Genomic DNA, 23,802 nt, shown 5'->3' on the forward strand with positions numbered 1-23,802 from the left:
TTCGCGTGCGTGATCGGGTTGATCAGCGGGTGGGGGCGATGGCAGCGCGCGATTGGGCGTGCGCTGGTGGCGGAGTGGGAGAGTACGAGCCCTGCGCGAGTGCAGCCGGGCGGGCTCGGCGCGGCACGCAACAGCAGCGTGAGTGCGACTAACGATCCGTGTGCGTTACGCGTTCATTCACGGATGCACGACGCTGCATCAATGCTCGTCCGCGGGCGCCCCGGCTGCCTCGGCTGCGATCCAGCCGGGGCCACGCTCCGGCTGCACGTCGTGTGCGTCGAGCGGTTCGCCGCACGCGGAGCATACGTAGACCGCATGCATCAGATGGCCGCAAGTGCGGTGACGCAGCTGCACCGGCGGCCCCTGGCCGTCGTCTTTCCAGCGGTCGCCCCACGCCGTCAGCGCGAGCAGGGTCGGGTAGAGGTCGAGCCCCTTGTCCGTCAGCCGGTATTCGAACCGCGGCGGCCGCTCCTGATACGCGCGCTTGACCAGCACGCCTTCGTCAACGAGTCGCGCGAGCCGCTCGGCCAGCACATGGCGCGTGAGGCCGAGCTGGGTCTGGAACGCGTCGAAGCGGCGGCAGCCGAGGAACGCGTTGCGGAGGATCAGCATGGTCCAGCGGTCGCCGAGCACGGCGAGCGTACGCGCGACCGAACAGTTCAGCGTGCCGATGTCATCCCATTTCATCGTCGAGTCTCTTGCATCCTTTGCTGCGGTTCAGCGAAATAGTGGGTTCGATTATAGAACCCGTCTTCGGTTGCAACGGGCCCGACCACGTTGACAACGGCAGCGGTCGTTGTCAATAATCAGTTCCAATTTAGAACTTACTCGCGCGGCAACGCGCTTTCAACCCGGAGACAACCCGATGAACCCGCTTTCCCTGTCTGGTCTCGATCTGCTGCGCGCGGCGGTATCGGGTGATGCGCCGCTCGCATCGATTTCCGAGACGATCCCGATGCGTCCGCTCGACGTCGAGCTCGGTTATGTGAAATTTTCGGCGCGGGCGGACGGCCGGCATTTGAATCCGCTCGGCGGCGTGCACGGCGGGTTCGCCGCGACGGTGCTCGACTCGGTCACCGGGTGTGCGGTGCATTCGATGCTGGATGCGGGCGTGGGCTACGGCACGGTCGATCTGCATGTGAAGATGCTGCGGCCCGTGCCGCGCGATGTCGACCTGGTCGCGGAAGGGCGCGTGATTCACCTGTCGCGCTCGCTGGGCGTCGCGGAGGGTACGCTGAAGACTGCGGACGACAAGATCGTCGCGCATGCGTCGGCAACCTGCTTCATCCAGCGGCCGCAGTAACCGCGGGCGGCAACGCCATCGCCCGGGCCGGCGCGTGAACCTCCTTGCCGGCGCCGAAGGCCGCCTGTAAGCGTAGGCGGGGCCTGTCTGAAGCGGTCGCTTCAATGTGATAGCGTTCCTGCTTTCCACCGACGCGACAGGAACAGCATGGAATACCGCACACTTGGCGATTCGGGCATCGAGGTCAGCCTGATCGGCCTGGGCACGATGACGTGGGGCGAGCAGAATTCGGAGCGCGATGCGCACGAGCAGATCGACTACGCGATCGGGCAGGGCGTCACGCTGATCGATGCCGCGGAGATGTATCCGGTGCCGCCGAAACCCGATACGCAGGGGCGCACCGAGGCGTACATCGGCACCTGGCTCGCGCAGCATCGCGCGCAGCGCGAGCGCATCGTGCTCGCGACGAAAATCGCCGGGCCGGCGCGGCAGCCGCACAATCCGCGCCATATCCGCGGCGAAGGCAACCAGTTCGACCGCAAGAACCTGACCGAAGCGCTCGACGGCAGCCTCAAGCGCCTGCAGACCGACTACGTCGATCTCTACCAGCTGCACTGGCCCGATCGCAGCACGACGACGTTCGGCCGTCCCGCCTATCCGTGGGTCGACGACGCCTATACGGTGCCGATCGAGGAAACGCTCGGCGTGCTCGCGGAATTCGTGAAGGCCGGCAAGGTGCGCGCGATCGGCGTGTCGAACGAAACGCCGTGGGGCGTCGCGCAGTTCCTGCGCGCGGCCGAGAAGCTCGGGCTGCCGCGCATCGCGAGCATCCAGAATCCGTACAGCCTGCTGAACCGCACGTTCGAGAACGGGCTGTCGGAATTCACGCACCGCGACGGCGTCGGCCTGCTCGCGTATTCGCCGCTCGCGTTCGGCTGGCTGTCCGGCAAGTACGAGAACGGCGCGCGTCCGGCCGGCGCACGCATCACGTTGTTCGAACGCTTCCAGCGCTACAGCAAGCCGCAGGCCGTCGAGGCGACGTCGCGCTATGTCGCGCTCGCGCGGCGTCACGGGTTGTCGCCTGCGCAACTCGCGCTTGCGTTCGTCAACAGCCGGCCGTTCACGCGCAGCAACCTGGTCGGGGCGACGTCACTCGAGCAGTTGAAGGAGAACATCGGCAGCGTCGACGTGAAGCTGTCCGACGAGGTCCTCGCCGAGATCGACGCGCAGCACGAACTGCAGCCGAACCCTGCGCCGTAAATGGCGCGCAGCCCGCGCGGCAGCGATGCCGCGACGGGCCGCACCGGCGGCACAGCCCTGCGCCGCCGTTTCTTCCGTTATCGCATCTTGAGCCGGGTGCGCGCCACGAACAGCGCAGCGAGGCTCAGCAGTGCGCAGCCCATCAGATAGAGCGCCGGCGACAGCCGGTTGCCGGTCGCGCTGATCAGCCAGGTGATGACGAACGGCGCGAAGCCGCCGAACACCGTGACCCCCGTGTTGTAGCTGACCGCGAGCCCCGTAGCGCGGGTCTGCGACGGGAACAGCTCGGCCATCAGCGCCGGCAGCGCGCCGCAGTACATCGCCTTCAGCGCACCGATCCAGACCAGCGCGGCGAGCATCGTCGCGAACGACGCGTGACGCGTGAGCCACGCGAACGTCGGGTACACGGTGACGAGCATCAGGACCGCCGCGACCGCCATCATGCGGATTCGCCCGGTGCGATCCGACAGATGGCCGACGATCGGCGTGACGAGCGTGAGCACGAAGCCGGTCGCGAGCGTGGCCGCGAAGCCCGTCGATGCGGGCAGCCCGAGTTGCTTGATCGCGTAAGTCGGCATGTACAGAATCATGTAGTTGATCGCGGTCGAGATGACGAGCGCGCCGATCGACAGCAGCACCCGCACCTTTTGTTGCGCGAACAGCTCGCGCACGGGCGCTTCCGAGCGCGCCTGCGTCTTGAACTCGACGCCTTCGTCGACGTAGCGGCGGATGTACAGCCCGACCGGGCCGATCGCGAGCCCGAACAGGAAAGGCACCCGCCAGCCCCAGCTTTCGAGTTGCGCGGTCGTCAGCGTGGATGTCAGCAACGCGCCGAAGCCCGATGCGAGCAGCGTCGCGAGGCCCTGGCTTGCGAACTGCCAGCTGGACATGAAACCGCGCCGCTGCGGTGCGTGCTCGACGAGAAACGCGGTCGAGCTCGCGAATTCGCCGCCCGCGGAAAAGCCCTGCATCAGCCGCGACAGCATGATCCCGAGCGGCGCGAGTATGCCGATCGACGCGTAGGTCGGCATCAGCGCAATCAGCAGCGTGCCGGCCATCATCATCGCGATCGACAGCAGCAGCGACGCCTTGCGGCCCGCGCGATCCGCGTACGCGCCGAGCACGAAGCCGCCGATCGGCCGGATCAGGTAGGACAGCCCGAACGTGCCGAGCGTAAGCATCAGCGACGTCGCTTCGCTGGTGGCGGGGAAGAACAGCTTGGCGATCGTGACCGCGAAGAAGCCGTAGACGATCAGGTCGAACCATTCGAGTGCGTTGCCGATCGACGCCGCGAAGATGATGCGCCGGATCTTCGCGGCGCTGGGGCGGGCGGCTTCCTGCGAGGTCAGGGTGGTCGTATTCATCGTGTATGCAGGTCCCGTGAAAGGGGTGAAGCGCGTTACAGGGCGGCGCCGGCCGCGGCGGGCGCCGCGCGGCGAGCGGTCGGCGCGTCGTCGCCGAGATCCCAGAAGAGGCCGGCCATCATCTGCAGCCCCTCGCTGACGACGCTTGCGAGCAGGTGCTCGTCCGGTGCGTGCTGCGAGCACGCCGGGTACGAGTGCGGTACCCACAGCGTCGGCAGCCCGAGCGTGTCGGCGAACACTTCGTTCGGCAGCGTGCCGCCGAGATTCGGCAGGATCGCGGGCTTCTTGCCGGTGGTCCGCGCGAGCGACGCGACGGCCCAGCGGACCCACGGATCGTCCGGCGGCACGCGCGTCGCCGGTGCGCCGCGTTCGACGTCGATCTCGATGTCGGCGAAGCCGTGCGCGTCGAGGTGCGCGCGCAGATGCGCGTGCAGCGCTTCCCAGTCGGTGCCGACGACGAAGCGCAACTGGCAGTGCGCGTACGCGGCGGGCGGAATCGCATTGACGGGGTGCTCGGGGTTGCCGGCCTTGAACGCGAGGATCTCGAACGTGTTCCAGCCGAACACGCGCTCGGCCGCGGTGAGGCCGGGCTCGCCCCAGTCGGCGTCGAGCGCCGGATCGCCGGGGCCGCCGCCGACGGAGAGGTCGGCGAGTGCATCGCGCACGGCGGCCGGGATCGGCGGCGGACGCAACCCCGCGACGCGAATCGCGCCGCGTGCGTCGACGAGGCTCGCGAGCGCATGCGCGAGCACGATCGCCGGATTGCGCAGCAGCCCGCCCCAGTTGCCGGAGTGATGCGCGCCATCGCGGGCGCGCAGGGTCAGCTTGAAATTGACCGAGCCGCGCGAACCGAGGAATACCGTGGGGCGCGCGGCGGCGATGCGCGGGCCGTCGGACGCGATCAGCACGTCGGCCGCGAGCGCGTCGCGCTCCTGGCGGCACAGCGCGTCGAGGCCCGGCGAACCCGTTTCCTCGCCCATCTCGATCAGCAGCTTCGCGTTGAAGCCGAGCCGGCCGCCGCGCGCGTCGAGCACGCTCGCCAGCGCGGCCAGGTTGATGGTGTGCTGGCCCTTGTTGTCGGCGCTGCCGCGGCCGTACCAGCGGTCGCCGTCGGCCGTCAGCGTCCACGGCGACAGCGGTGCGCGCCACTGCGCGTCGTAGCCGCGCACGACGTCGCCGTGCCCGTAGATCAGCACGGTCGGCAGTGCGTCGTCTTCGTGGCGCGAGGCGAGCAGGAACGGGCCGCCGCCGTCGACGGGATTGTCGACGATCCGCGACGTGAAGCCGAGGCGCGCGGCTTCGGGGGCGATCTCGTCGGTGAGGTAGGCGCGCAGGGCGGCACCGTTGCCGCTTTCCTGGCTTTCGGTGCGCAGGCCGACGCGGCGGCTCAGGGTCGTGAAGAACGCACCGGATTCGAACTGGTTCAGCGCGTGCTGGATGGCGGCGGTACGGCTCAAGTCGTGTCTCCTCTGACGGCTTCGCCGCATGCGCCGGATCGGGCAGGCAGCGTGAAGTGCGATCGATTCTAGGAAGCCGTTTTTTTTGTCACAATGATCGAATTTCGAACCTTTCTTTGCCGAAAAGGCAAAGCGGCACGGCAGGCAGCCGGGCGGAGACAGAACGATGGCGGCTTTCCTGCATGGCCTCGCGTTGCGATATTTCGTCGAAGTGGCGCGCACCGGCTCGATCAGCGACGCGTCCGCGCGGCTGCACGTGGCCGTATCGGCGATCAGCCGCCAGATCGCGAAACTGGAGAGCGAGCTTGGCGCACCGCTGTTCGAGCGCCGGCCGCGCGGGATGGCGTTGTCGGAGGCGGGCGAGCGGCTGCTGGCGTTCGCGCAGCGCAGCCTGCTGGAGGCCGAGCACGTGATGAAGGACATCGGCGGGCTCGATGCGCTGCACGGCAGCCTGCTGAAGATCGCGTGCTCGGAAGGGTTCGCGATCGACTTCCTGCCCGGCACGCTCGCCAGCTTCAAGGCGCGCCATCCGGGTGTCGATTTCTCCGTCTGGGTGGTGTCGCCGGCGGACGCGACGCGGCGCGTGCGCGACGGCGATGTGGACATCGCATTGAGCTTCAGCCTCGCGCCGGAGAAGGGCGTGCGCGTCGACCATACCGAGCGCGCGCCGATTTTCGCGCTGGTGCGGCACGACCATCCGCTCGCGACGCGGGAAGCCGTGTCGCTCGCCGATGTCGCGCGTCACCCGCACGTGCTGCCCGAGGCCGGCACGACGGTGCGCCAGCTGATCGACATCGCGTGCGCGCTCGACGGGCTGCTGCTCGAGCCCGAACTGACGAGCAACAACACGGCGGCGATGTACGGCTATGCGCGGCGCACGGGCGCGGTGATGTTCACGGGGCTGCTGTCGGTGCGCGACCGATGCGCCGCGGACGGCTTCGTCGTCGTGCCCGTGACGAACCCGCAGCTGCGCGAGCGCAGCATCCAGGTGCAGACGATGGCGGGGCGCGATCTGCCCGCGTCGGTTCGCGCGTTCCGCGACCATCTGATCGACGCGATGCAAGCCGCGTCGGCGCCGCCGACTGCCGCGCGCGGCCCGAGACGCCGGCCCGTGAGATAATCGTCAATCCGCCTTCCGCGCCCATGCGGCTCTTCGAGCCGTATCGCCCCTGTTCGACGCCAAATTGAAGAACCTGATTGTCACCCTCGATCGCGCTGGCGAGTTCGACGAGATCATCGACGTGCGCACGCCGCTCGAGTTCGCCGAGGATCATATCCCCGGCGCGCTCAACGCGCCCGTGCTCAGCAACGAGGAGCGCGTGCTCGTCGGTACGATGTACCGCCAGGTCTCGCCGTACGAGGCGACGCGCGTCGGCGCGGCAATGGTCGCGCGCAACATCGCGCGCCATCTCGACACGACATTCGCCGACCGGCCGCGCAACTGGCGGCCGCTGATCTACTGCTGGCGCGGCGGCAAGCGCTCGGGTTCGATGACGACCTGGTTCAACCTGATCGGCTGGAAGGCGCGCCAGCTCGACGGCGGCTACAAGGCGTACCGCCAGTCGGTGTGTGCGACGCTCGACTCGCTGCCGACGCGCTTTCGCTACATCGCGCTCGTCGGCCATACGGGCTGCGGCAAGACGCGCCTGCTGAACGCGCTGCGCGACGTTGGCGCGCAGACGCTCGATCTCGAGGCGCTCGCATGCCATCGCGGCTCGCTGCTCGGCGCGCTGCCGGGCAAGCCGCAGCCGGCGCAGAAGGGGTTCGATTCGGGGCTCGTCGAAACGCTCGGTCGTTTCGACCCCGAATGGCCGGTGTTCGTCGAGTCGGAAAGCCGCCGGATCGGGCTCGTGCAGTTGCCGATTGCGTTGATCGAAGCGTTTCACGCGGGGCCGTGGGTGCATGTCGACGCGGCGCACGACGAGCGCATCGCATTCCTTCTCGACGATTACGCACACCTGTTCGACGAACCGGATGCGTTCAAGGCGCAGCTCCATCGGCTGATCGGCCTGCATAGCCGTGAACAGGTGACGCACTGGAAGGCGCTGATCGATGCGGACGCACGGGCCGAACTGTTCACCGAACTGATCGACAAGCATTACGATCCCGCCTATGCGCGCACCTATCGCGCGACGTACAACAAGCCGAACCTGGCGCTGACGTTCAAATTCCGGCCCAATGCCGCCGATGGGCGCGACCAGGCGCGTGCGCTGCTGGCCGAACTCGCGCAAGCCGGGTTGCCCGCATCGGCCGCGCTTGCCGCGGGTGCGACATCCGAAACCGACCAAGACCAATCGACGACCACACGATGACAACCACACGCACCCAACCCAGTCCGGCCCTCGGCTGGATGACCTTCCTGCTGATCGCGGTCGCGGGCCTGTTCTATGTGAAATGGTTCCCGTACTACAACAAGGCGTTCGTGGCAGCCGAGCATCATTCGATCGGCCAGTCGATCCTGATGGGCACGTCGGCGTCCGCGCCCGAGCCGTCGCTGAAGGCAGCGCTCGACTACGCGTGGGCATACGGCAAGGCGATCTGGCAGGCGATGGTGCTGGGCCTGCTGCTCGGTTCGGCGGTGCAGGCGCTGCTGCCCGCACACTGGGTTGCGCGCGTGCTCGGCCGCACCGGCTTCGGCAGTGTCGCCGCGGGCGGCTTGCTGTCGCTGCCCGGCATGATGTGCACGTGCTGTGCGGCGCCGGTCGTCGCGGGGTTGCGTGCGCGCCATGCATCACCGGGCGGCGCGGTCGCGTTCTGGCTCGGCAACACGGTGCTGAACCCGGCGGCGCTGGTCTTCATGGGCTTCGTGCTCGGCTGGCACTGGAGTGCGCTACGCCTCGTGCTCGGCATCGCGATGGTGTTCGGGATCGGCTATCTGTTGAACCGCATTGCACGTCCGGAAGACCGCAGCATCGACGATGCACAGCTCGCCGCGCTGGCAGCCGAGCAGGCTGCGGCCGGCAACCCGTTCGTTCGCTGGATGAAGCTGCTTGCGCGCATGGCCGTGCGGCTCGTGCCCGAATACATCGTGCTCGTGCTGCTGCTCGGCGCCGCGCGCGCGTGGCTGTTCCCGCATATCGGCCCGGACATCGGCAATCATCTCGGCTGGATCATTGCATTCGCGGTTGCGGGCATGCTGTTCGTGATCCCGACGGCCGGCGAGGTGCCGATCATCCAGGCGATGCTGTCGCTCGGCATGGGCGTCGGCCCGGCCGCCGCGCTGCTGATGACGCTGCCGCCGATCAGCGTGCCGTCGCTCGCGATGCTCGCGCGTTCGTTCAAGCCTTACATGCTGGCCATCGTCGCGATCCTCGTCGTCGTATTCGGGATCGCGAGCGGCCTGCTCGCGGTCGCGCTCGGGTTCTGACGCGAGCGAGCGGCGCGCTCGACGGGCGCAATCGTCATATTCATCCGGCGCCGCCGTTTCACGCGTGCGGCGCCATTTACAAGAAGCAAACAGGAAAACGCATGACCCAACCGAAGATCCATCCTCGACTCGAAAAGGCGCTGACGCGCGGCGATCTCGCGATCCGCCAGGCCAATTCCGCGCGGGCGACTGCCGTGCTGCACGCACTCGGCACGATGATCATCGAGGCCTCCGCAACGATCGGCGTCGACGCCAGCATCGACATTCCGCAGGGCGACCGCATTTACGATCCGGTCAACGGGCTGTGGCCGCAGAAGCTGCTGGTGTCGTTCGACGGCCCGGTGGCCGAAGCCGACAAGGAAGAGCTGCGCTCGGTCTATCTGGTTGCCGACGATCCGGGCACGCAGTTCCGCGTCGAATGGCATCGCGCGGACGGCAAGCTCGGCCGCCAGGAAGGTGGCCCGCTCGCGACCGTCGCGTTCCTGACCGACGTCGAGATCCCGTGGAGCGACGACGACGAATAACGTCGTCGCAGGAAGCCGGCGCACGTGCGCCGGCCGTCAGCGCATCATCCGCCGCCGGAACAGCCACGCGGACAGCAGGAAGCCGCCGACCGCGTAACCGGCGAGTACCGCGACATGCAGTGCGACGTCGGTCGCCGGCCGGCCGAGCATCGCGGGCCGGATCAGCTCGACGGCATTCGCGAGCGGCAGCGCCTGCGCCGCATGCCGCGCGATCGGCGGCAACTGCGTGGTCGGGAAGAACACGCCCGACAGCAGCAGCATCGGCGTCAGCACGAGCGTCTGATAAAACATGAAGAAATCGTAGGACGGCGCGAGCGCCGTGACGATCATCGCGATGCTGGCAAACGCGAGGCCCGCGAGCGCGATCACGGGCAGCGCGGCGAGCATCGACGGAAACTGCGCATAGCCGAGCGCCCCCGCGACGAGCATGATCGCGGCCCCCGACAGCATCGCCTTGCTGGCTCCCCAGACAATTTCCCCGAGCACGATGTCGCCGAGCGCGAGCGGCGTATGCATGATCGCCTCCCACGTTCGTTGCACGTGCATTCGCGAGAAGCCTGAATACATCGACTCGAAGCTCGCGGACATCATCACGCTCGACCCGACCGTGCCGGCCGCGAGGAACGCGATATACGACACGCCGTCGACATGGCCGAGCATCAGCCCGAGCCCGAACCCCAGCCCGAACAGATAGATCATCGGATCGGCAAGATTGCCGAACATCGACGCGAGCGCGAGCTTGCGCCAGACGAGGTAGTTGCGCCGCCAGACGGCGATCCAGTTGGTCGCGTTCGCGGGCATGGCGATCGCGAAGCGCGACACGCGCGGGGGTGCCGACGGTGCGGCGGTGGAATAGTTGCGGACGTCCATGATCGATCAGTCCTGCATTTCGCGGCCCGTGAGCCGCAGGAACACATCTTCAAGATTGGCCGGGCGATGCAGATAGCGCAACCCCGCGCGACCCTTGAGTCGCGCGCTCAGCGGTTCCGGATCGCTCACGTAGCAGAACAGCGTCTCGCCGCTGATCTCGGTGTGCTTCGCGAACGCCGACAGCTCGTCACGCAGCGTGGCCGGATCGGGCCCGTAGATCTCGATCACGTCGCAGCCGATTTCCGATTCGATCAGCGCGTGCGGCGCGCCTTCGGCGATCTTGCGGCCTTCCTCGATCACGCACAGGCGGTCGCACAGGCGCTCGGCTTCTTCCATGAAATGCGTGGTGATCAGGATCGTCTTGCCGCGCGCGAGCAGCGAGCGCAGCCGCTCCCACATGAGATGACGCGCCTGCGGGTCGAGGCCCGTCGTCGGCTCGTCGAGCACCAGCACATCGGGATCGTTGACGAGCGCGCGGGCGAGCGTGAGGCGGCGCTTCATGCCGCCCGACAGCTCGCCGACCTTTGCATCGGCCTTGTTCTCGAGCTTCGCGAATTCGAGCAGCGGCTTCACGAGCGCGTGCGCGGCCTGAGCGGTCATGCCGAAGTAGCGGCTGAAGACGAGCAGGTTCTCGCGCACGGTGAAGTCGGGGTCGAGATTGTCGAACTGCGGGACAACCCCGACGCGCTGGCGCGCGTGCCGCGCACGCGATGGAACCGGTTCGCCGCAAAGCGAAATGGTGCCCGCATCGGGATGCGTGAGGCCGAGCAGCATTTTCAGCGTGGTGGTCTTGCCGGCGCCGTTCGGCCCGAGCAGGCCGTAGCATTCGCCGGCCTGGACGGTGAAGGACAGGCCGTTGACGACGAGCTTGTCGCCATAGCGCTTTTCGACGTTCCGGAAATCGATCGGTGCAACGGACATGGGCATGTTGTCGTTGTAGGCGGGCGCGGAAGCGTTCCGCTGCCGGATGCGTGCCGGTTGACGAACCGGCCGGACGATTGCGTGTCAGACGGGCATGACCGAAGCGCACGACGCCGGCGCTTGATGACCCGCTGGAGTACGAACGGGCCATTCTAGTGCATCGACTGCGTCTCTTCAGGGCATGCCTGCACGGTGCGATGCATGTGCGCACCGATCGTGCACTGCATCATCGCGCACGAGCCGAGCGGGGCGAATCAGCGTTTTCCATCCCTTGCGTCCTGAATTGCGGCGCACCATGATGAATGCGTAGGCTCGTTGTTGCGATAGGGAGGTTTCATGGCTAGCTACAACAAGATTTTGCTGTGTTACGACGGCACGCTCGAAGGACGCAAGGCACTGCGTTGCGGCGCCAATCTCGCGATGGACCTGAAGGCCGAGACGCATTTGCTGTCAGTAGTCGACATGCGCTCGAGCATTGCGCAGAGCGCGGGTTTGCTGACCGACGTCGCGTGCGGCCGGTTCGAGGAAACCGCGCGTGAAATCCTGCAGGAAGGGGTGAACTGGCTGCGCGAGCGCGGCGTGCAGGCCGAAGGCCATTTCGCGTTCGGCTATCCGATCGACGAAATCGCGAATCTCGCGACGGAGCTGAAGGCCGACCTCGTCGTCGTCGGCCATCGGTGCCGTAGCGGGTTGTCCAGATGGTGGATGGGGTCGGGCAACACGCAACTGCTCGATCGCGTGAACTGCAGCATTCTGGTGGCGTGTTCGTCGGCGCAGGAGCAGAAGGAAGAAATCGCACGGGAGCGTGAAGCGGCCACGGCGAACGGCAAATGATCCAATGATTCGACGACTGCCTGACCGGCGAATCGCGCCGGCCGGGCGTCGTGCCACGTCCGTGGGGTGGGCGCTGGCCGCGGCCACCCAGGACCGGTCAAGCGTGCAGGTCGATCGCGGACAACTTCCACGAGAACAGGCCGGAGCGGTGGAATATCGCCGCATAGCGCGTGCCGTCGGCACTGCGCTGGTAAGTCACCACGAATTCATCGATGTTCCGGTAGCCGGCGCTGGTTTGCTGCTGGTGCGGCGCATGCGCTGCATCGGCCGGGCTGGTCGGTGCGGCAACGGCGGGTGGTGGCGATGACGGGGCTGTAGCGGCCGCGTTGTTACCCGGAGCGGCTGCGCTTGCCGGAGGAGCCGGATTGGCCGCCGGTGCTGCCGGTGCATTGCCGCCCGGCGGCAGATTCGACCATTCAGGTGGACGCTCGCCTGGATTGCCACGCGGCGGCAATCCGCTCATCAGCGCGGCTACGCCTTCCGGTGTCGCGTATGCATCGACCAGCGGGCCGATCAGTGCAGATCCGATCAGCGCACCGATCACCGCGAACGGATTGTTCTTCTTCACCGCGTCGATCCGGCGCATCAATTCCTCCGTGACCTGCTGCTTCAGGCTGATGCGGAGTGACGGGAAATCGACATATTCACTGATGGCCTGCGCGTCGCGCGCATCGATTGCCGATTTCAGGCGACCGAGCGCGACGTACGGCGACGCGTAGGCATAGCCGATCGCCACAATGATGGCGACGGCCAGCACGACGATCAGCAGGGGTTTGAGCCGCCACGTGCGGCCCGAGGATCCGGTCACGTTGCCTCCGGTGCGGGGATGTTCCGCAATCAGAGACCGCCTGGCGTGGCCGATCGTTCCTCTGCGATGCAGCGATCGATCATCCGGCACACGGCGTCGATCGTGCCGACCATGATCAGGCGCGACCGGCCGTGATAGACGCGCACCGGCGCGCGACGTGCAGGTTCGGCGTGATTCAGGCCGGCGTTCAGCGATACCCGCGCGAAAGCGGGTAGCGCCGACGGCAGCAGGGACGCCTGCCGTTCGACTGCGACTTCTTCTTGCACTGGCGCCGCCGCGGACAGCGGTGCGCAGGGCGTGCGGCCGCGCAGGTGACGCAGGCGGCCGAATTGACGGAAAGGCAGCAGACGGGCAAGGCGTTCCATGTTGTTCTCCTGATCGAGACGGAATGTCAGAGTTCGCCCGAGCGGATCAGCCCGACGGCGATGCCTTCCAGCGCGAATTCCGCGCTGCCGGCCTTGACGAAGATGTTTTCGTAATCGGGGTTCTCCGCGATCAGCTCGAGACCGCCAGGCCGGCGCATCAGGCGCTTGACCGTGACGTCGTCGCCGAGACGCGCGACGATGATCTGGCCGTCCTTCGCTTCCGTGCGCTTCTGCACGGCGAGGAGGTCGCCGTCGAGGATGCCGGCGTCGCGCATCGACAGGCCGCGCACTTTCAGCAGGTAGTCGGGCTTGCTGGAGAACAGCGCGGGATCGCACGCGTAATGCTGCGAGATGTGCTCCTGCGCCAGGATCGGGCTACCGGCCGCGACGCGGCCGACGAGCGGCAGCGACAACTGCATCAGGCCGGCGTGCGGCAGCGTGAACTGGTGCGGGGCATCGTCGATGCCGAGCAGGCGGATGCCGCGCGACGCGCCGGCGGCCAGCTCGATGACACCCTTGCGCGCCAGCGCGCGCAGGTGCTCCTCGGCGGCATTCGGCGAGCTGAAGCCCAGTTCGGCCGCGATCTCGGCACGGGTGGGGGGGAATCCGGAGCGCTCGATCGCGCGACGGATCAAGTCGAACACTTGCTGCTGACGGGCGGTGAGTTTGGTCATGGCTCAACTGTATGGATAGACAGTGAGCTGTATTTTTATACAGTAGTCCGCGAATTTCAAGTGTTACGTGAGGTTCGACGCGATCGCGCCGGTTCCGGCGCGATTTGGCGACGTCCGGACGCCGGTTTATCTGCCGCAACCGTCCATTCCGTCTGCGTTAGCACTTTTGAGTATTAAAAAATAAGGAACGATTATTTTTAATCATGTAACCCGTTCGTTAGACTGGCCCGACATCGCAATACCGACAACACTGGAGAACCAAGGATGGGCAAGCGCAACACGGGGCTGGTGGGCGGAGTGGGCCGCCTGATCGCAACACTCGCGCTGGGCGCGGCGGCGGCGCTGGGCGTCGCGACGCACGCACAGGCCGATACGACCTTCCTGAACGTGTCGTACGACCCGACGCGCGAGTTGTATCAGGACTTCAACCAGGCGTTCGGCAAGGAGTGGAAGGCGAAGACGGGCGAGACCGTCAACTTCAAGCAGTCGCACGGCGGTTCGGGCGCGCAGGCGCGCTCGGTGCTCGACGGCCTGCAGGCCGACGTCGTCACGCTGGCGCTCGCGTACGACATCGATGCGCTCGCGAACAAGGGGCTCGTCAACAAGGACTGGCAGAAGCGCCTGCCCGACAACGCGTCGCCGTACACGTCGACGATCGTGTTCCTGGTGCGCAAGGGCAATCCGAAGGGGATCAAGGACTGGGACGACCTGACCAAGCCGGGCATCTCGATCGTCACGCCGAACCCGAAGACGTCGGGCGGCGCGCGCTGGAACTACCTGGCCGCGTGGGCGTACGCGCTGCACAAGCCGGGCGGCAACGAGCAGACGGCGAAGGAATTCGTCACGAAGCTCTACAAGAATGCAGGCGTGCTCGATTCGGGCGCGCGCGGCGCGACCACGAGCTTCGTGCAGCGCGGGATCGGCGACGTGCTGATCGCATGGGAAAACGAGGCATTCCTGTCGGTCAAGGAATTCGGCACCGACAAGTTCGAGATCGTCGTGCCGTCGGTGAGCATCCTGGCCGAGCCGCCCGTCGCGGTGGTCGACAAGGTGGTCGACAAGAAGGGCACGCGCAAGCTGGCCGAGGCGTACCTGAACTTCCTGTACAGCCCGCAGGGCCAGGAGATCGCGGCACGCAACTACTACCGTCCGCGTTCGAAGAACGTGCCGGCGGAACTGACGAAGCAGTTCCCGAAGCTGAAGCTGTACACGGTCGACGATACCTTCGGCGGCTGGACGAATGCGCAGAAGACGCATTTCGCGGATGGCGGCGTGTTCGATTCGATCTACAAGCCGCAGTAACGCCATAACGACAAGCGGTGCGCCACGACAGCGCGCCGCGTCCCCGACGGCTCGCCGGCGCGATTCACTGCGCCGGCGTTTGCGTCGGACCCGTGAGCAGCATCGACCCAGCAAGAGCATCCGATGACGACGTACACCTTTCGCAAGCCGAGCGCGCTGCCCGGTTTCGGCGTAACACTCGGCATCACGGTGGCCTATTTGAGCCTCGTGGTGCTGATCCCGCTCGCCGCCACGTTCCTGAAGACCGCGACGCTGTCGTGGGACCAGTTCGTCACCGCCGTCACGTCGCCGCGCGTGCTCGCGTCGTATCGGCTGACGTTCTCGGCCGCGCTCGGCGGCGCGCTGATCAACGCCGTGTTCGGCTTTCTCGTCGCATGGGTTCTGGTGCGCTACACGTTCCCGTTCAAGCGCCTCGTCGATGCGGTCGTCGACCTGCCGTTTGCACTTCCGACGTCGGTCGCCGGCATTTCGCTCGCGGCCGTTTACGCGACCAACGGCTGGGTCGGCCAGTATCTCGCGCCGCTCGGCATCAAGATCGCGTTCACGCCGGCCGGTGTGCTGGTCGCGCTGACCTTCATCGGGCTGCCGTTCGTCGTGCGCACGGTGCAGCCGGTGCTTGAGGATTTCGAGCGCGAGCAGGAAGAGGCTGCCGCGTGCCTCGGCGCGTCGCGCTGGCTGACGTTCCGCCGCGTCGTGCTGCCGGCCGTGCTGCCGGCGCTGCTCACCGGTTTCGCGCTCGCGTTCGCGCGCGCGCTCGGCGAATACGGCTCGGTGATCTTCATCGCCGGCAACGTGCCGATGAAATCCGAGATCACGTCGCTGCTGATCATCACCAAGCTCGAGCAATACGACTACGCGGGCGCGACCGCGCTGGCGGTCGTGATGCTGGTCGTGTCGTTCCTGATGCTGCTGCTGATCAACACGCTGCAATGGTATCTGCAGCGTCGTACGAGCAAGGGCGCGAGCGGTCCGGCGCCCGCCACCGGCACTGCTGTCGCAGCAGGAGGCCAGCAATGAGCCAGGAGGCCACCGTCGTGCTGAAAACCCCGTCGCCGGCCGCGCGTGCCGCGAAGCGGCTCGACCCCGTCAGCGAGTCGCGCGTCGTGCGCTGGCTGCTCACGGGCATCGCGCTGGCGTTCCTCGCGTTTTTCCTCGTCGTGCCGCTCGCCGCGGTGTTCGTCGAGGCGCTGCGCAAGGGCGTTGGCTTCTATTTCGAATCGCTGGCCGATCCCGACGCGTGGTCGGCGATCAAGCTGACACTGACCGTCGCCGTGATCGCGGTGCCGCTGAATCTCGTGTTCGGCGTGTGCGCATCGTGGGCGATCGCGAAGTTCGAATTCCGCGGCAAGGCGCTGCTGACGACGCTGATCGACCTGCCGTTCTCGGTGTCGCCGGTGATATCGGGCCTCGTGTACGTGCTGCTGTTCGGCGCGCAGGGCTGGTTCGGGCCGTGGCTGCAGGATCACGACGTGCAGATCATCTTCGCGGTGCCGGGCATCGTGCTCGCGACGATCTTCGTCACTTTTCCGTTCGTCGCGCGCGAGCTGATTCCGCTGATGCAGGCGCAAGGCACCGACGAGGAAGAAGCCGCGCGCGTACTCGGCGCGTCGGGCTGGCAGATCTTCCGCCGCGTGACGCTGCCGAACGTGAGGTGGGGCCTGCTGTACGGCGTGATCCTCTGCAATGCGCGCGCGATGGGCGAGTTCGGCGCGGTGTCGGTCGTGTCCGGCCACATCCGCGGCGTGACCGACACGATGCCGCTGCACGTGGAGATCCTGTACAACGAATACAACTTCGCGGCGGCGTTCGCGGTGGCGTCGGTGCTGGCGCTGCTCGCGCTCGTCACGCTCGCGCTGAAGCTGATCGCCGAGCGTCATCTTGCGGCCGAACTGGCCGACGTGCACGACGCCGTTCCCGCACATGCCGGCCCCGCCGGCGCCGTTTCGTCGAAATCGTAAAGAGGCAACCAGAATGGGTATCACCGTCCGTAACCTTCAGAAGCGCTTCGGCGATTTCACGGCGCTCGACAACGTATCGCTCGACTTTCCGCCCGGCGAGCTGGTCGCGCTGCTCGGGCCGTCAGGCTGCGGCAAGACCACGCTGCTGCGCGTGATCGCGGGCCTCGAGCACGCGGACGCCGGCCAGGTCGTGCTGCAGGGGCTCGACGTCGCATCGGTCGGCGCACGCGACCGCCAGGTCGGTTTCGTGTTCCAGCACTACGCGCTGTTCCGCCATATGACGGTGTTCGAGAACGTCGCGTTCGGGCTGCGCGTGAAGCCGCGCCGCGAGCGGCCGTCGGAAGCCGCGATCCGCGAGAAGGTGCACGAATTGCTGAAGCTCGTGCAGCTCGACTGGCTCGCGCAGCGCTACCCGTCCGAGCTGTCGGGCGGGCAGCGCCAGCGCATCGCGCTCGCCCGCGCGCTCGCGGTCGAGCCGAAGGTACTGCTGCTCGACGAGCCGTTCGGCGCGCTCGACGCGAAGGTCCGCAAGGAGCTGCGCGGCTGGCTGCGTCGCCTGCACGACGACCTGCACATCTCGACGATCTTCGTCACGCACGACCAGGAAGAGGCGCTCGAAGTGGCCGATCGCATCGTCGTGCTGAACCGCGGCCACGTCGAGCAGGTCGGCAGCCCGCAGGACGTCTACGATCATCCGCAGAGCGCGTTCGTCTACGAGTTCCTCGGTGCGGCCAACCGGCTGCCGGGCACGGTCGCCGGGCGCGGCTTCGTCGCCGAGGGGGCGGCCGCGCCGATCGAGGTCGACGCCGATTTCGCAGGCCCTGCGAACGCCTATGTGCGGCCGCACGACCTGCAGCTGTGGCCGGTCGGCGAAGAAGGGCACCGCGACGGCATCGCGGTGGACGTGCGCCGCGTGATCCCGCTCGGCGGCTCGGTGCGCGTGGAGCTCGAGGCGCGTGCAGGCGGCGCGCTCGAGGCGGAACTCGATCGCGATGCGTGGCGTGCGCTGTCGCTGCAGGTCGGCGATGGGGCGACCGCCGTGCCGCGCGCCGTGCGGGTGTTTCCCGCGCGTTGACGCCAGAATGCAGGGCAGGGGGCGGAAAGTGCTCCGATTCGATAATCAAACAACGACAGCCTAAGAGGCATACCCATGAATTTTCAGCAATTGCGGTTCGTGCGCGAAGCGGTGCGCCAGAACATGAACCTGACCGAAGTCGCGAACGTGCTGTACACGTCGCAGTCGGGCGTGTCGAAGCAGATCAAGGATCTCGAGGATGAATTGGGCGTCGACATCTTCATCCGGCGCGGCAAGCGGCTGACGGGGCTCACGGAGCCCGGCAAGGCCGTGCACCAGCTGATCGAGCGGATGCTGCTCGACGCCGAGAACCTGCGCCGCGTCGCGCGCCAGTTCGCCGACCAGGACAGCGGCCACCTCGTCGTCGCGACGACGCACACGCAGGCGCGCTACGCGCTGCCGAAGGTGATCCGCCAGTTCACCGACGTGTTCCCGAAGGTGCATCTCGCGCTGCGCCAGGGCAGCCCGCAGCAGATCGCGCAGATGATCCTGAACGGCGAGGCCGATCTCGGCATCTCGACCGAGGCGCTCGACCGCTATCCGGACATCGTCACGTTCCCGTGCTATTCGTGGCACCACACGGTCGTCGTGCCGAAGGGCCACCCGCTCGTCGGCCGCGAGAACCTGACGCTCGAGGAAATCGCCGAGTACCCGATCATCACGTACGACCAGGATTTCACCGGCCGCTCGCACATCGACCAGGCGTTCACGCAGGCGGGCGCCGTGCCCGACGTCGTGCTGACGGCGATCGACGCGGACGTGATCAAGACGTATGTCGAACTCGGGATGGGGATCGGCGTCGTCGCGGCGATGGCCTACGATCCGCAGCGCGACACGGGGCTCGTCGCGCTCGATACGCAGCATCTGTTCGAGGCGAGCACGACGCGGGTCGGGCTGCGCAAGGGTGCGTTCCTGCGCGCGTATGCGTACCGGCTGATCGAGATGTTCGCGCCGCACCTGAACGAAGCGGAAATCGCGGGGCTGTTGCGCGAAGCCGTTTGACGACAGTGCGTCGTGCGCCATCCGCGCCATCGCGGCGGATGGCGCGACGTACCGGCGCGGATTCTCATGTATTGGGCAGCGGCAGGCGACCTGCCGCTGCCTGGGTGGTTCGACTCACCGAATCACCGGCCGCCATCGCGGTTTCCCCCTCCGATTCTTCGCCGCACGTGGCGAACGACCCGTATTCGCTTGCCAGCACAACGACATGAACAATGAACGAGAGCGGGCACGTATACGCCTCGTTTCGGTTCAGGCCATCTGCCATATCGAGCGATCCATTGGCCGGCAAATGTGATTCAATGCGGATTGCCGGTCCCGACACGCTCGGAGACATATCGCTCAGCACGCAACACGCGTGACGACGAGGTAAACAATGAATCTGAAATGGCTTCTCTTCTCCTTCGAAGGCCGGATCGGGCGCCTGCCGTGGTGGATCTACGCGCTGGTTTCCACCGTGCTCAGCGCGATTTTCGATGCGGGTTCCCGCGGCGCGCCGGAAGACGATCTGCCGCTGCTTGCGATGCTGGCGCTCGTCGTCGTCGCGGTCGTCGCCGTGTGGTCGTCGATTGCGGTCGGGGTGAAGCGGCTGCACGACATCGACAAGTCGGGATGGTGGATGCTGTTGCTGTTCGTGCCGATCGTCGGCGCGCTCGCGTTGTTCGTGATGAACGGCTTCATCGCCGGCACGCCGCATGCGAACCGCTTCGGCGAGCCGCCGTCGGCCGATGAAGACGAACCGGCGCCGCGGGACCCGGCGTGACACGCGCTCCGAATAAACCCTTAAATATTGATCAGACAGGTTGCGCACCGACGCGAATCGGTACAGCATAGCCCTCACTCCGCCGGCGTCCCGCCGGCGGCGGCGCGTAAACGACAGCGCGCCAGGCAGTCGGCCGTCTGCCTCGCTTCCATTCCGTGGTACCGACAGCAGCATCGATGGCCATTGCCCGGGTAGTGTGGCGCAAACGTTTGCTCACATTAAAACAACAGTCAAATAAAAGTCCGGCCCGTTGGGCCAGTCGCCAGGAGATGAGTATGAATGTCCTCTTTCGCCGTCGCTTCCTGACCGCCGCGCTCGCCGCCGTCGCGGTTGCCGCCGCACCGGCCGTCCACGCGCAATCTGCCGCCAAGCCGAAGGTCGCGCTCGTGATGAAGTCGCTCGCCAACGAGTTCTTCCTGACGATGGAAACGGGCGCGAAGGAATACCAGAAACACAACGCAGGCCAGTTCGACCTGATCACCAACGGCATCAAGGACGAGACCGACACCGCGAACCAGATCCGCATCGTCGAGCAGATGATCGTGTCGAAGGTCGACGCGATCGTGCTCGCGCCGGCCGATTCGAAGGCGCTCGTGCCGGTCGTGAAGAAGGCGGTCGACGCGGGCGTCATCGTCGTGAACATCGACAACCGGCTCGATCCCGACGTGCTGAAGTCGAAGAACCTGAACGTGCCGTTCGTCGGCCCGGACAACCGCAAGGGTGCGCGCAAGATCGGCGATTACCTCGCGAAGCGGCTGAAGGCGGGCGACCAGGTCGGCATCCTCGAAGGCGTGTCGACGACGACGAACGCGCAGCAGCGCACGGCCGGCTTCCAGGACGCGATGAAGGCGGGCGGGATGAAGGTCGTGTCGGTGCAGTCCGGCGAATGGGAGATCGACAAGGGCAATGCGGTTGCCGCCGCGATGCTCAACGAATACCCGAACCTGAAGGCGCTGCTGTGCGGCAACGACAACATGGCGATCGGCGCCGTGTCGGCCGTGCGCGCGGCCGGCAAGCAGGGCAAGGTGCTCGTGGTCGGCTACGACAACATCAACGCGATCAAGCCGATGCTGAAGGACGGCCGCGTGCTCGCGACCGCCGATCAGTACGCGGCGAAGCAGGCCGTGTTCGGTATCGACACGGCGCTCAAGGCGATTGCGGAGCATCGCAAGCAGGCCGACATGTCGGGCGTGGTCGAGACGCCGGTGGATCTCGTGACGAAGTGACGCGGCCCCGATGCGGCCGCGGCCCTCAAGAATCGGGCGCGGCGGCCGTTATCCGGGGTGAGCGCGATCACGGCCACTGCATGCACATGCACTTGTGAGCGTCACACCCGCGCGCCGCGTGCGCGCGGCCGCAACCAGGATCGCGATGGACCCGACTTCCCAACCCTCCCGCGCAGCCGCTCCCGTGCTGTCCGTCTCCGGCATCGGCAAGACCTATGCCGAACCCGTGCTCGCCGACGTCACGCTGACGCTCGAGGCGGGTCACGCGCTTGCGTTGACGGGCGAGAACGGCGCAGGCAAGAGCACGCTGTCGAAGATCATCGGTGGGCTCGTCGAGCCGACCGCCGGCACGATGCAGCTCGGCGGCCAGCCGTATGCGCCGGCGAGCCGCACGCAGGCCGAGGCGCTCGGCGTGCGCATGGTGATGCAGGAGCTGAACCTGCTGCCGACACTGACGGTCGCCGAAAACCTGTTCCTGAACCGCCTGCCGCGGCGCTTCGGGATCATCGATCGCGCGCGGCTGCGCGACGACGCGCGGGCCGCGATGGCGCAGGTCGGGCTCGACACGGTCGACCCCGATACGCCGGTCGGCGCGCTCGGCATCGGCCACCAGCAGATGGTCGAGATCGCGCGCAACCTGATCGGCGACTGTCGCGTGCTGATTCTCGACGAACCGACCGCGATGCTGACCGCGCGTGAAGTCGAGCTGCTGTTCGAGCAGATCGACCGGCTGAAGGCGCGCGGCGTTGCGATCGTCTACATCTCGCACCGGCTCGAGGAGCTCGCGCGGGTCGCCGAGCGCGTCGCGGTGCTGCGCGACGGCCGCCTCGTTCACGCGGGCGACATGGCGGCGACGACATCTGACGGGCTCGTCACGCTGATGGTCGGGCGCGAGATCGGCGAGCACATCGATCTCGGCGAGCGTCATATCGGCGCGCCGCGGCTCGTCGTGTCGGGCCTCAGCCGCGGGACGGCGGTGCGCGACGTGTCGCTCGAGGTGCGCGCGGGCGAGATCTTCGGCATCTCGGGGTTGATCGGCGCGGGGCGCACCGAGCTGCTGAGGCTGATCTACGGCGCGGATGCGCCGGACGCGGGAACGATCGCGATCGGCCAGCCGCCAAAGCCGGTGCGGATCGGTTCGCCGGTCGAGGCGGTGAAGCAGGGCATCGCGCTGATTACCGAGGATCGCAAGGGCGAAGGGCTGCTGCTGACGCAGTCGATCACCGCGAACGTGTCGCTCGGCCAGCTCGACCGGCTCGCGCGCGGCGGGATCGTCGACGGCGCGCGCGAAACGGCGCTCGCCGAGCAGCAGATCGACGCGCTGCGGATCCGCTCGCACGGCGCGACGCAGGCGGTCGGCGAGCTGTCGGGCGGTAACCAGCAGAAGGTCGTGATCGGCCGCTGGCTCGCGCGCGACATGGGCGTGCTGCTGTTCGACGAGCCGACGCGCGGGATCGACGTCGGCGCGAAGTTCGAGATCTACACTTTGATGGGCGCGCTCGCGCGCGAAGGCCGCGCGCTCGTCGTCGTGTCGAGCGACCTGCGCGAGCTGATGCTGATCTGCGACCGGATCGGCGTGATGTCGGCCGGGCGCATGACCGCCGTGTTCGAGCGCGGCAACTGGACCCAGGATGCGCTGCTGGCCGCGGCGTTCGCCGGCTTCGGCCGCGAGACGCCGCCGGGCGGCGCGCAGCATCCGGACGCGGGGCAGGCGCCGGGCGCCGCTCGCGGTACTTCGAATACAGGACGACAGCAATGACCCAGCCTCCCGTAACCCCGACCGACGCAGGCGCGCAGCAGGACGTGACGGGGCGCCGTGCGCGCACGCTGTCCGGCACGCGTCTCGGCCTGTCGAACTACCTCGGGCTCGCCGGTGCGCTCGCCGCGATGATTGCGCTGTTTTCGGTGCTGAGCTCGCATTTCCTGACCTACGATACGTTCAGCACGATTGCGAACCAGATTCCCGATCTCGTCGTGATGTCGGTCGGGATGACCTTCGTGCTGATCATCGCCGGGATCGACCTGTCGGTCGGCTCGGTGCTCGCGCTCGCCGCGTCGATGGTCAGCGTCGCCGCGCTGAAATGGCAGTGGGGGCCGCTGCCGGCCGCCCTGATCGGCATCGCGGTCGCGACCATCACGGGCGCGCTGACGGGCGCGGTCACGGTCGGCTGGCGGATTCCGTCGTTCATCGTGTCGCTCGGCGTGCTGGAGGCCGCGCGCGGCCTCGCGTACCAGCTGACGAATTCGCGCACGGCCTACATCGGCGACGCGTTCGATTTCCTGTCGAACCCGATCGCGCTCGGCATCTCGCCGGCGTTCCTGATCGCGGTCGCGGTGATGATCGCGGCGCAGTTCGTGCTGACGCGCACCGTGTTCGGGCGCTATCTCGTCGGGATCGGCACGAACGAAGAAGCGGTCCGACTTGCAGGGGTTAACCCGAGGCCGTATAAAATTCTCGTATTCGCATTGATGGGCGCCCTCGCAGGGCTGGCGTCGCTGTTCCAGATCTCGCGGCTCGAGGCGGCCGACCCGAATGCGGGCGTCGGTCTCGAACTGCAGGTGATCGCCGCCGTCGTGATCGGCGGCACGAGCCTGATGGGCGGGCGCGGCTCGGTGATCAGCACGTTCTTCGGCGTGTTGATCATCTCCGTGCTGGCCGCGGGGCTGGCGCAGATCGGTGCGAACGAGCCGACGAAACGGATCATCACCGGCGCGGTGATCGTGGTGGCGGTCGTGCTCGATACGTATCGCAGCCGTCGCACCCGCGTGCGGTAGAAATACAGACAGAACAG

The 23,802-nt window shown here is 67.1% G+C and carries 25 protein-coding genes; 16 read left to right on the forward strand and 9 right to left on the reverse strand.

The genetic code is table 11. The annotated features are described in order from the left end of the window. Positions 1-198 precede the first annotated feature (198 nt). A complete protein-coding gene (locus tag LXE91_RS13375) occupies positions 199-687 on the reverse strand; it encodes a winged helix-turn-helix transcriptional regulator (RefSeq protein WP_039358793.1) in 489 nt (162 codons plus the stop codon). Between the two features lie 178 nt (positions 688-865). Here LXE91_RS13375 and LXE91_RS13380 point away from each other — a divergent pair, with 178 nt between their 5' ends. Next, positions 866-1,303, forward strand: coding sequence for a PaaI family thioesterase (locus LXE91_RS13380; protein ID WP_039358790.1), 438 nt, complete (start codon positions 866-868; stop codon positions 1,301-1,303). 147 nt (positions 1,304-1,450) lie between these two features. Then, positions 1,451-2,503 (forward strand): NADP(H)-dependent aldo-keto reductase, encoded by a 1,053-nt coding sequence (locus LXE91_RS13385; protein ID WP_039358787.1) that lies wholly within the window; start codon positions 1,451-1,453, stop codon positions 2,501-2,503. A gap of 77 nt (positions 2,504-2,580) precedes the next feature. Here LXE91_RS13385 and LXE91_RS13390 read toward each other — a convergent pair whose 3' ends face one another. Then, positions 2,581-3,867, reverse strand: a complete 1,287-nt coding sequence (locus LXE91_RS13390) for an MFS transporter (RefSeq protein WP_039358784.1) — start codon at positions 3,865-3,867, stop codon at positions 2,581-2,583. 35 nt (positions 3,868-3,902) lie between these two features. Then, positions 3,903-5,324 (reverse strand): M20 family metallopeptidase, encoded by a 1,422-nt coding sequence (locus tag LXE91_RS13395; RefSeq protein WP_039358782.1) that lies wholly within the window; start codon positions 5,322-5,324, stop codon positions 3,903-3,905. A 166-nt stretch (positions 5,325-5,490) separates the two neighbouring features. Between LXE91_RS13395 and LXE91_RS13400 the strand changes: the two genes are divergently transcribed. From LXE91_RS13400 to LXE91_RS13415, 4 genes are all read left to right on the forward strand, one after another. Continuing rightward, complete coding sequence (locus LXE91_RS13400) at positions 5,491-6,444, forward strand: LysR family transcriptional regulator (protein ID WP_039358780.1); 954 nt, start codon at positions 5,491-5,493, stop codon at positions 6,442-6,444. 64 nt (positions 6,445-6,508) lie between these two features. Further along, on the forward strand, positions 6,509-7,636 hold the full coding sequence (gene mnmH, locus LXE91_RS13405; RefSeq protein ID WP_039358777.1) for a tRNA 2-selenouridine(34) synthase MnmH: 1,128 nt from the start codon (positions 6,509-6,511) through the stop codon (positions 7,634-7,636). Then, positions 7,633-8,691 carry a permease gene (locus LXE91_RS13410; protein WP_039358774.1) on the forward strand — a complete coding sequence of 353 codons (1,059 nt, stop codon included), beginning with the start codon at positions 7,633-7,635 and terminating at the stop codon, positions 8,689-8,691. Before mnmH ends, LXE91_RS13410 begins: the two co-directional genes overlap by 4 nt. Before the next feature lie 101 nt (positions 8,692-8,792). Further along, positions 8,793-9,215, forward strand: a complete 423-nt coding sequence (locus LXE91_RS13415; protein WP_039358772.1) for a hypothetical protein — start codon at positions 8,793-8,795, stop codon at positions 9,213-9,215. 36 nt (positions 9,216-9,251) lie between these two features. Here the strand turns inward: LXE91_RS13415 and LXE91_RS13420 are convergent, their stop codons facing one another. Both LXE91_RS13420 and nodI read right to left on the reverse strand, forming a co-directional pair. Further along, positions 9,252-10,085 carry an ABC transporter permease gene (locus tag LXE91_RS13420; protein ID WP_039358769.1) on the reverse strand — a complete coding sequence of 278 codons (834 nt, stop codon included), beginning with the start codon at positions 10,083-10,085 and terminating at the stop codon, positions 9,252-9,254. 6 nt (positions 10,086-10,091) lie between these two features. Further along, positions 10,092-11,006 (reverse strand): nodulation factor ABC transporter ATP-binding protein NodI, encoded by a 915-nt coding sequence (nodI, locus tag LXE91_RS13425; protein ID WP_039358767.1) that lies wholly within the window; start codon positions 11,004-11,006, stop codon positions 10,092-10,094. 336 nt (positions 11,007-11,342) lie between these two features. Here nodI and LXE91_RS13430 point away from each other — a divergent pair, with 336 nt between their 5' ends. Further along, positions 11,343-11,840, forward strand: a complete 498-nt coding sequence (locus LXE91_RS13430) for a universal stress protein (RefSeq protein WP_039358765.1) — start codon at positions 11,343-11,345, stop codon at positions 11,838-11,840. 97 nt (positions 11,841-11,937) lie between these two features. Here the strand turns inward: LXE91_RS13430 and LXE91_RS13435 are convergent, their stop codons facing one another. From LXE91_RS13435 to lexA, 3 genes are read right to left on the reverse strand one after another with little or no spacing between them, the layout of a single operon-like run. Next, complete coding sequence (locus tag LXE91_RS13435) at positions 11,938-12,648, reverse strand: DUF2939 domain-containing protein (RefSeq protein WP_039358763.1); 711 nt, start codon at positions 12,646-12,648, stop codon at positions 11,938-11,940. Between the two features lie 29 nt (positions 12,649-12,677). Continuing rightward, entirely contained in the window at positions 12,678-13,013 is a 336-nt protein-coding gene (locus LXE91_RS13440; protein WP_006476078.1) for a hypothetical protein, read from the reverse strand. A 26-nt stretch (positions 13,014-13,039) separates the two neighbouring features. Continuing rightward, positions 13,040-13,687, reverse strand: a complete 648-nt coding sequence (gene lexA / locus LXE91_RS13445; RefSeq protein ID WP_009689103.1) for a transcriptional repressor LexA — start codon at positions 13,685-13,687, stop codon at positions 13,040-13,042. A 264-nt stretch (positions 13,688-13,951) separates the two neighbouring features. Here lexA and LXE91_RS13450 point away from each other — a divergent pair, with 264 nt between their 5' ends. The 5 genes from LXE91_RS13450 (at position 13,952) to LXE91_RS13470 (ending at position 19,024) form a co-directional block, all read left to right on the forward strand. After that, complete coding sequence (locus LXE91_RS13450) at positions 13,952-14,989, forward strand: sulfate ABC transporter substrate-binding protein (protein ID WP_039358757.1); 1,038 nt, start codon at positions 13,952-13,954, stop codon at positions 14,987-14,989. Positions 14,990-15,112: 123 nt separating this feature from the next. After that, positions 15,113-16,006, forward strand: a complete 894-nt coding sequence (gene cysT, locus LXE91_RS13455; protein ID WP_039358755.1) for a sulfate ABC transporter permease subunit CysT — start codon at positions 15,113-15,115, stop codon at positions 16,004-16,006. Next, a complete protein-coding gene (gene cysW / locus LXE91_RS13460; RefSeq protein WP_039358752.1) occupies positions 16,003-16,947 on the forward strand; it encodes a sulfate ABC transporter permease subunit CysW in 945 nt (314 codons plus the stop codon). Before cysT ends, cysW begins: the two co-directional genes overlap by 4 nt. Before the next feature lie 13 nt (positions 16,948-16,960). Then, positions 16,961-18,022: a sulfate/molybdate ABC transporter ATP-binding protein gene (locus LXE91_RS13465; protein WP_039358749.1), complete on the forward strand. Its 1,062-nt coding sequence runs from the start codon at positions 16,961-16,963 to the stop codon at positions 18,020-18,022. 75 nt (positions 18,023-18,097) lie between these two features. Then, entirely contained in the window at positions 18,098-19,024 is a 927-nt protein-coding gene (locus LXE91_RS13470) for a CysB family HTH-type transcriptional regulator (RefSeq protein WP_006484201.1), read from the forward strand. Between the two features lie 64 nt (positions 19,025-19,088). Here the strand turns inward: LXE91_RS13470 and LXE91_RS13475 are convergent, their stop codons facing one another. Then, the gene (locus tag LXE91_RS13475; RefSeq protein ID WP_135370768.1) at positions 19,089-19,370 is read right to left on the reverse strand and encodes a hypothetical protein; all 282 of its coding nucleotides are present in this window, start codon (positions 19,368-19,370) and stop codon (positions 19,089-19,091) included. Between the two features lie 27 nt (positions 19,371-19,397). On the opposite strand from LXE91_RS13475, the gene LXE91_RS13480 reads away from it, so the two are divergent. The 4 genes from LXE91_RS13480 (at position 19,398) to LXE91_RS13495 (ending at position 23,785) form a co-directional block, all read left to right on the forward strand. Next, the gene (locus tag LXE91_RS13480; RefSeq protein ID WP_039358746.1) at positions 19,398-19,784 is read left to right on the forward strand and encodes a DUF805 domain-containing protein; all 387 of its coding nucleotides are present in this window, start codon (positions 19,398-19,400) and stop codon (positions 19,782-19,784) included. A 275-nt stretch (positions 19,785-20,059) separates the two neighbouring features. After that, positions 20,060-21,010, forward strand: coding sequence for a sugar ABC transporter substrate-binding protein (locus LXE91_RS13485; protein ID WP_039358744.1), 951 nt, complete (start codon positions 20,060-20,062; stop codon positions 21,008-21,010). A 145-nt stretch (positions 21,011-21,155) separates the two neighbouring features. Then, positions 21,156-22,769 (forward strand): sugar ABC transporter ATP-binding protein, encoded by a 1,614-nt coding sequence (locus tag LXE91_RS13490; protein WP_039358741.1) that lies wholly within the window; start codon positions 21,156-21,158, stop codon positions 22,767-22,769. Next, on the forward strand, positions 22,766-23,785 hold the full coding sequence (locus LXE91_RS13495; RefSeq protein WP_039358738.1) for an ABC transporter permease: 1,020 nt from the start codon (positions 22,766-22,768) through the stop codon (positions 23,783-23,785). The genes LXE91_RS13490 and LXE91_RS13495 overlap by 4 nt, the downstream gene beginning before the upstream one ends. The last annotated feature ends 17 nt before the right edge of the window (positions 23,786-23,802 follow it).

Source organism: Burkholderia contaminans, assembly GCF_029633825.1.
Taxonomy (GTDB): Bacteria; Pseudomonadota; Gammaproteobacteria; order Burkholderiales; family Burkholderiaceae; genus Burkholderia; species Burkholderia contaminans.

Excerpts from the sequence above, each read along its gene's own strand:
- LXE91_RS13375 (WP_039358793.1), bottom strand. The coding sequence starts at position 687 with ATGAAATGGGATGACATCGGCACGCTGAACTGTTCGGTCGCGCGTACG.
- LXE91_RS13380 (WP_039358790.1), top strand. The coding sequence starts at position 866 with ATGAACCCGCTTTCCCTGTCTGGTCTCGATCTGCTGCGCGCGGCGGTA.
- LXE91_RS13385 (WP_039358787.1), top strand. The coding sequence starts at position 1,451 with ATGGAATACCGCACACTTGGCGATTCGGGCATCGAGGTCAGCCTGATC.
- LXE91_RS13390 (WP_039358784.1), bottom strand. The coding sequence starts at position 3,867 with ATGAATACGACCACCCTGACCTCGCAGGAAGCCGCCCGCCCCAGCGCC.
- LXE91_RS13400 (WP_039358780.1), top strand. The coding sequence starts at position 5,491 with ATGGCGGCTTTCCTGCATGGCCTCGCGTTGCGATATTTCGTCGAAGTG.
- LXE91_RS13410 (WP_039358774.1), top strand. The coding sequence starts at position 7,633 with ATGACAACCACACGCACCCAACCCAGTCCGGCCCTCGGCTGGATGACC.
- LXE91_RS13415 (WP_039358772.1), top strand. The coding sequence starts at position 8,793 with ATGACCCAACCGAAGATCCATCCTCGACTCGAAAAGGCGCTGACGCGC.
- LXE91_RS13420 (WP_039358769.1), bottom strand. The coding sequence starts at position 10,085 with ATGGACGTCCGCAACTATTCCACCGCCGCACCGTCGGCACCCCCGCGC.
- nodI (WP_039358767.1), bottom strand. The coding sequence starts at position 11,006 with ATGTCCGTTGCACCGATCGATTTCCGGAACGTCGAAAAGCGCTATGGC.
- LXE91_RS13430 (WP_039358765.1), top strand. The coding sequence starts at position 11,343 with ATGGCTAGCTACAACAAGATTTTGCTGTGTTACGACGGCACGCTCGAA.
- LXE91_RS13440 (WP_006476078.1), bottom strand. The coding sequence starts at position 13,013 with ATGGAACGCCTTGCCCGTCTGCTGCCTTTCCGTCAATTCGGCCGCCTG.
- lexA (WP_009689103.1), bottom strand. The coding sequence starts at position 13,687 with ATGACCAAACTCACCGCCCGTCAGCAGCAAGTGTTCGACTTGATCCGT.
- LXE91_RS13450 (WP_039358757.1), top strand. The coding sequence starts at position 13,952 with ATGGGCAAGCGCAACACGGGGCTGGTGGGCGGAGTGGGCCGCCTGATC.
- cysT (WP_039358755.1), top strand. The coding sequence starts at position 15,113 with ATGACGACGTACACCTTTCGCAAGCCGAGCGCGCTGCCCGGTTTCGGC.
- cysW (WP_039358752.1), top strand. The coding sequence starts at position 16,003 with ATGAGCCAGGAGGCCACCGTCGTGCTGAAAACCCCGTCGCCGGCCGCG.
- LXE91_RS13465 (WP_039358749.1), top strand. The coding sequence starts at position 16,961 with ATGGGTATCACCGTCCGTAACCTTCAGAAGCGCTTCGGCGATTTCACG.
- LXE91_RS13470 (WP_006484201.1), top strand. The coding sequence starts at position 18,098 with ATGAATTTTCAGCAATTGCGGTTCGTGCGCGAAGCGGTGCGCCAGAAC.
- LXE91_RS13480 (WP_039358746.1), top strand. The coding sequence starts at position 19,398 with ATGAATCTGAAATGGCTTCTCTTCTCCTTCGAAGGCCGGATCGGGCGC.
- LXE91_RS13485 (WP_039358744.1), top strand. The coding sequence starts at position 20,060 with ATGAATGTCCTCTTTCGCCGTCGCTTCCTGACCGCCGCGCTCGCCGCC.
- LXE91_RS13490 (WP_039358741.1), top strand. The coding sequence starts at position 21,156 with ATGGACCCGACTTCCCAACCCTCCCGCGCAGCCGCTCCCGTGCTGTCC.
- LXE91_RS13495 (WP_039358738.1), top strand. The coding sequence starts at position 22,766 with ATGACCCAGCCTCCCGTAACCCCGACCGACGCAGGCGCGCAGCAGGAC.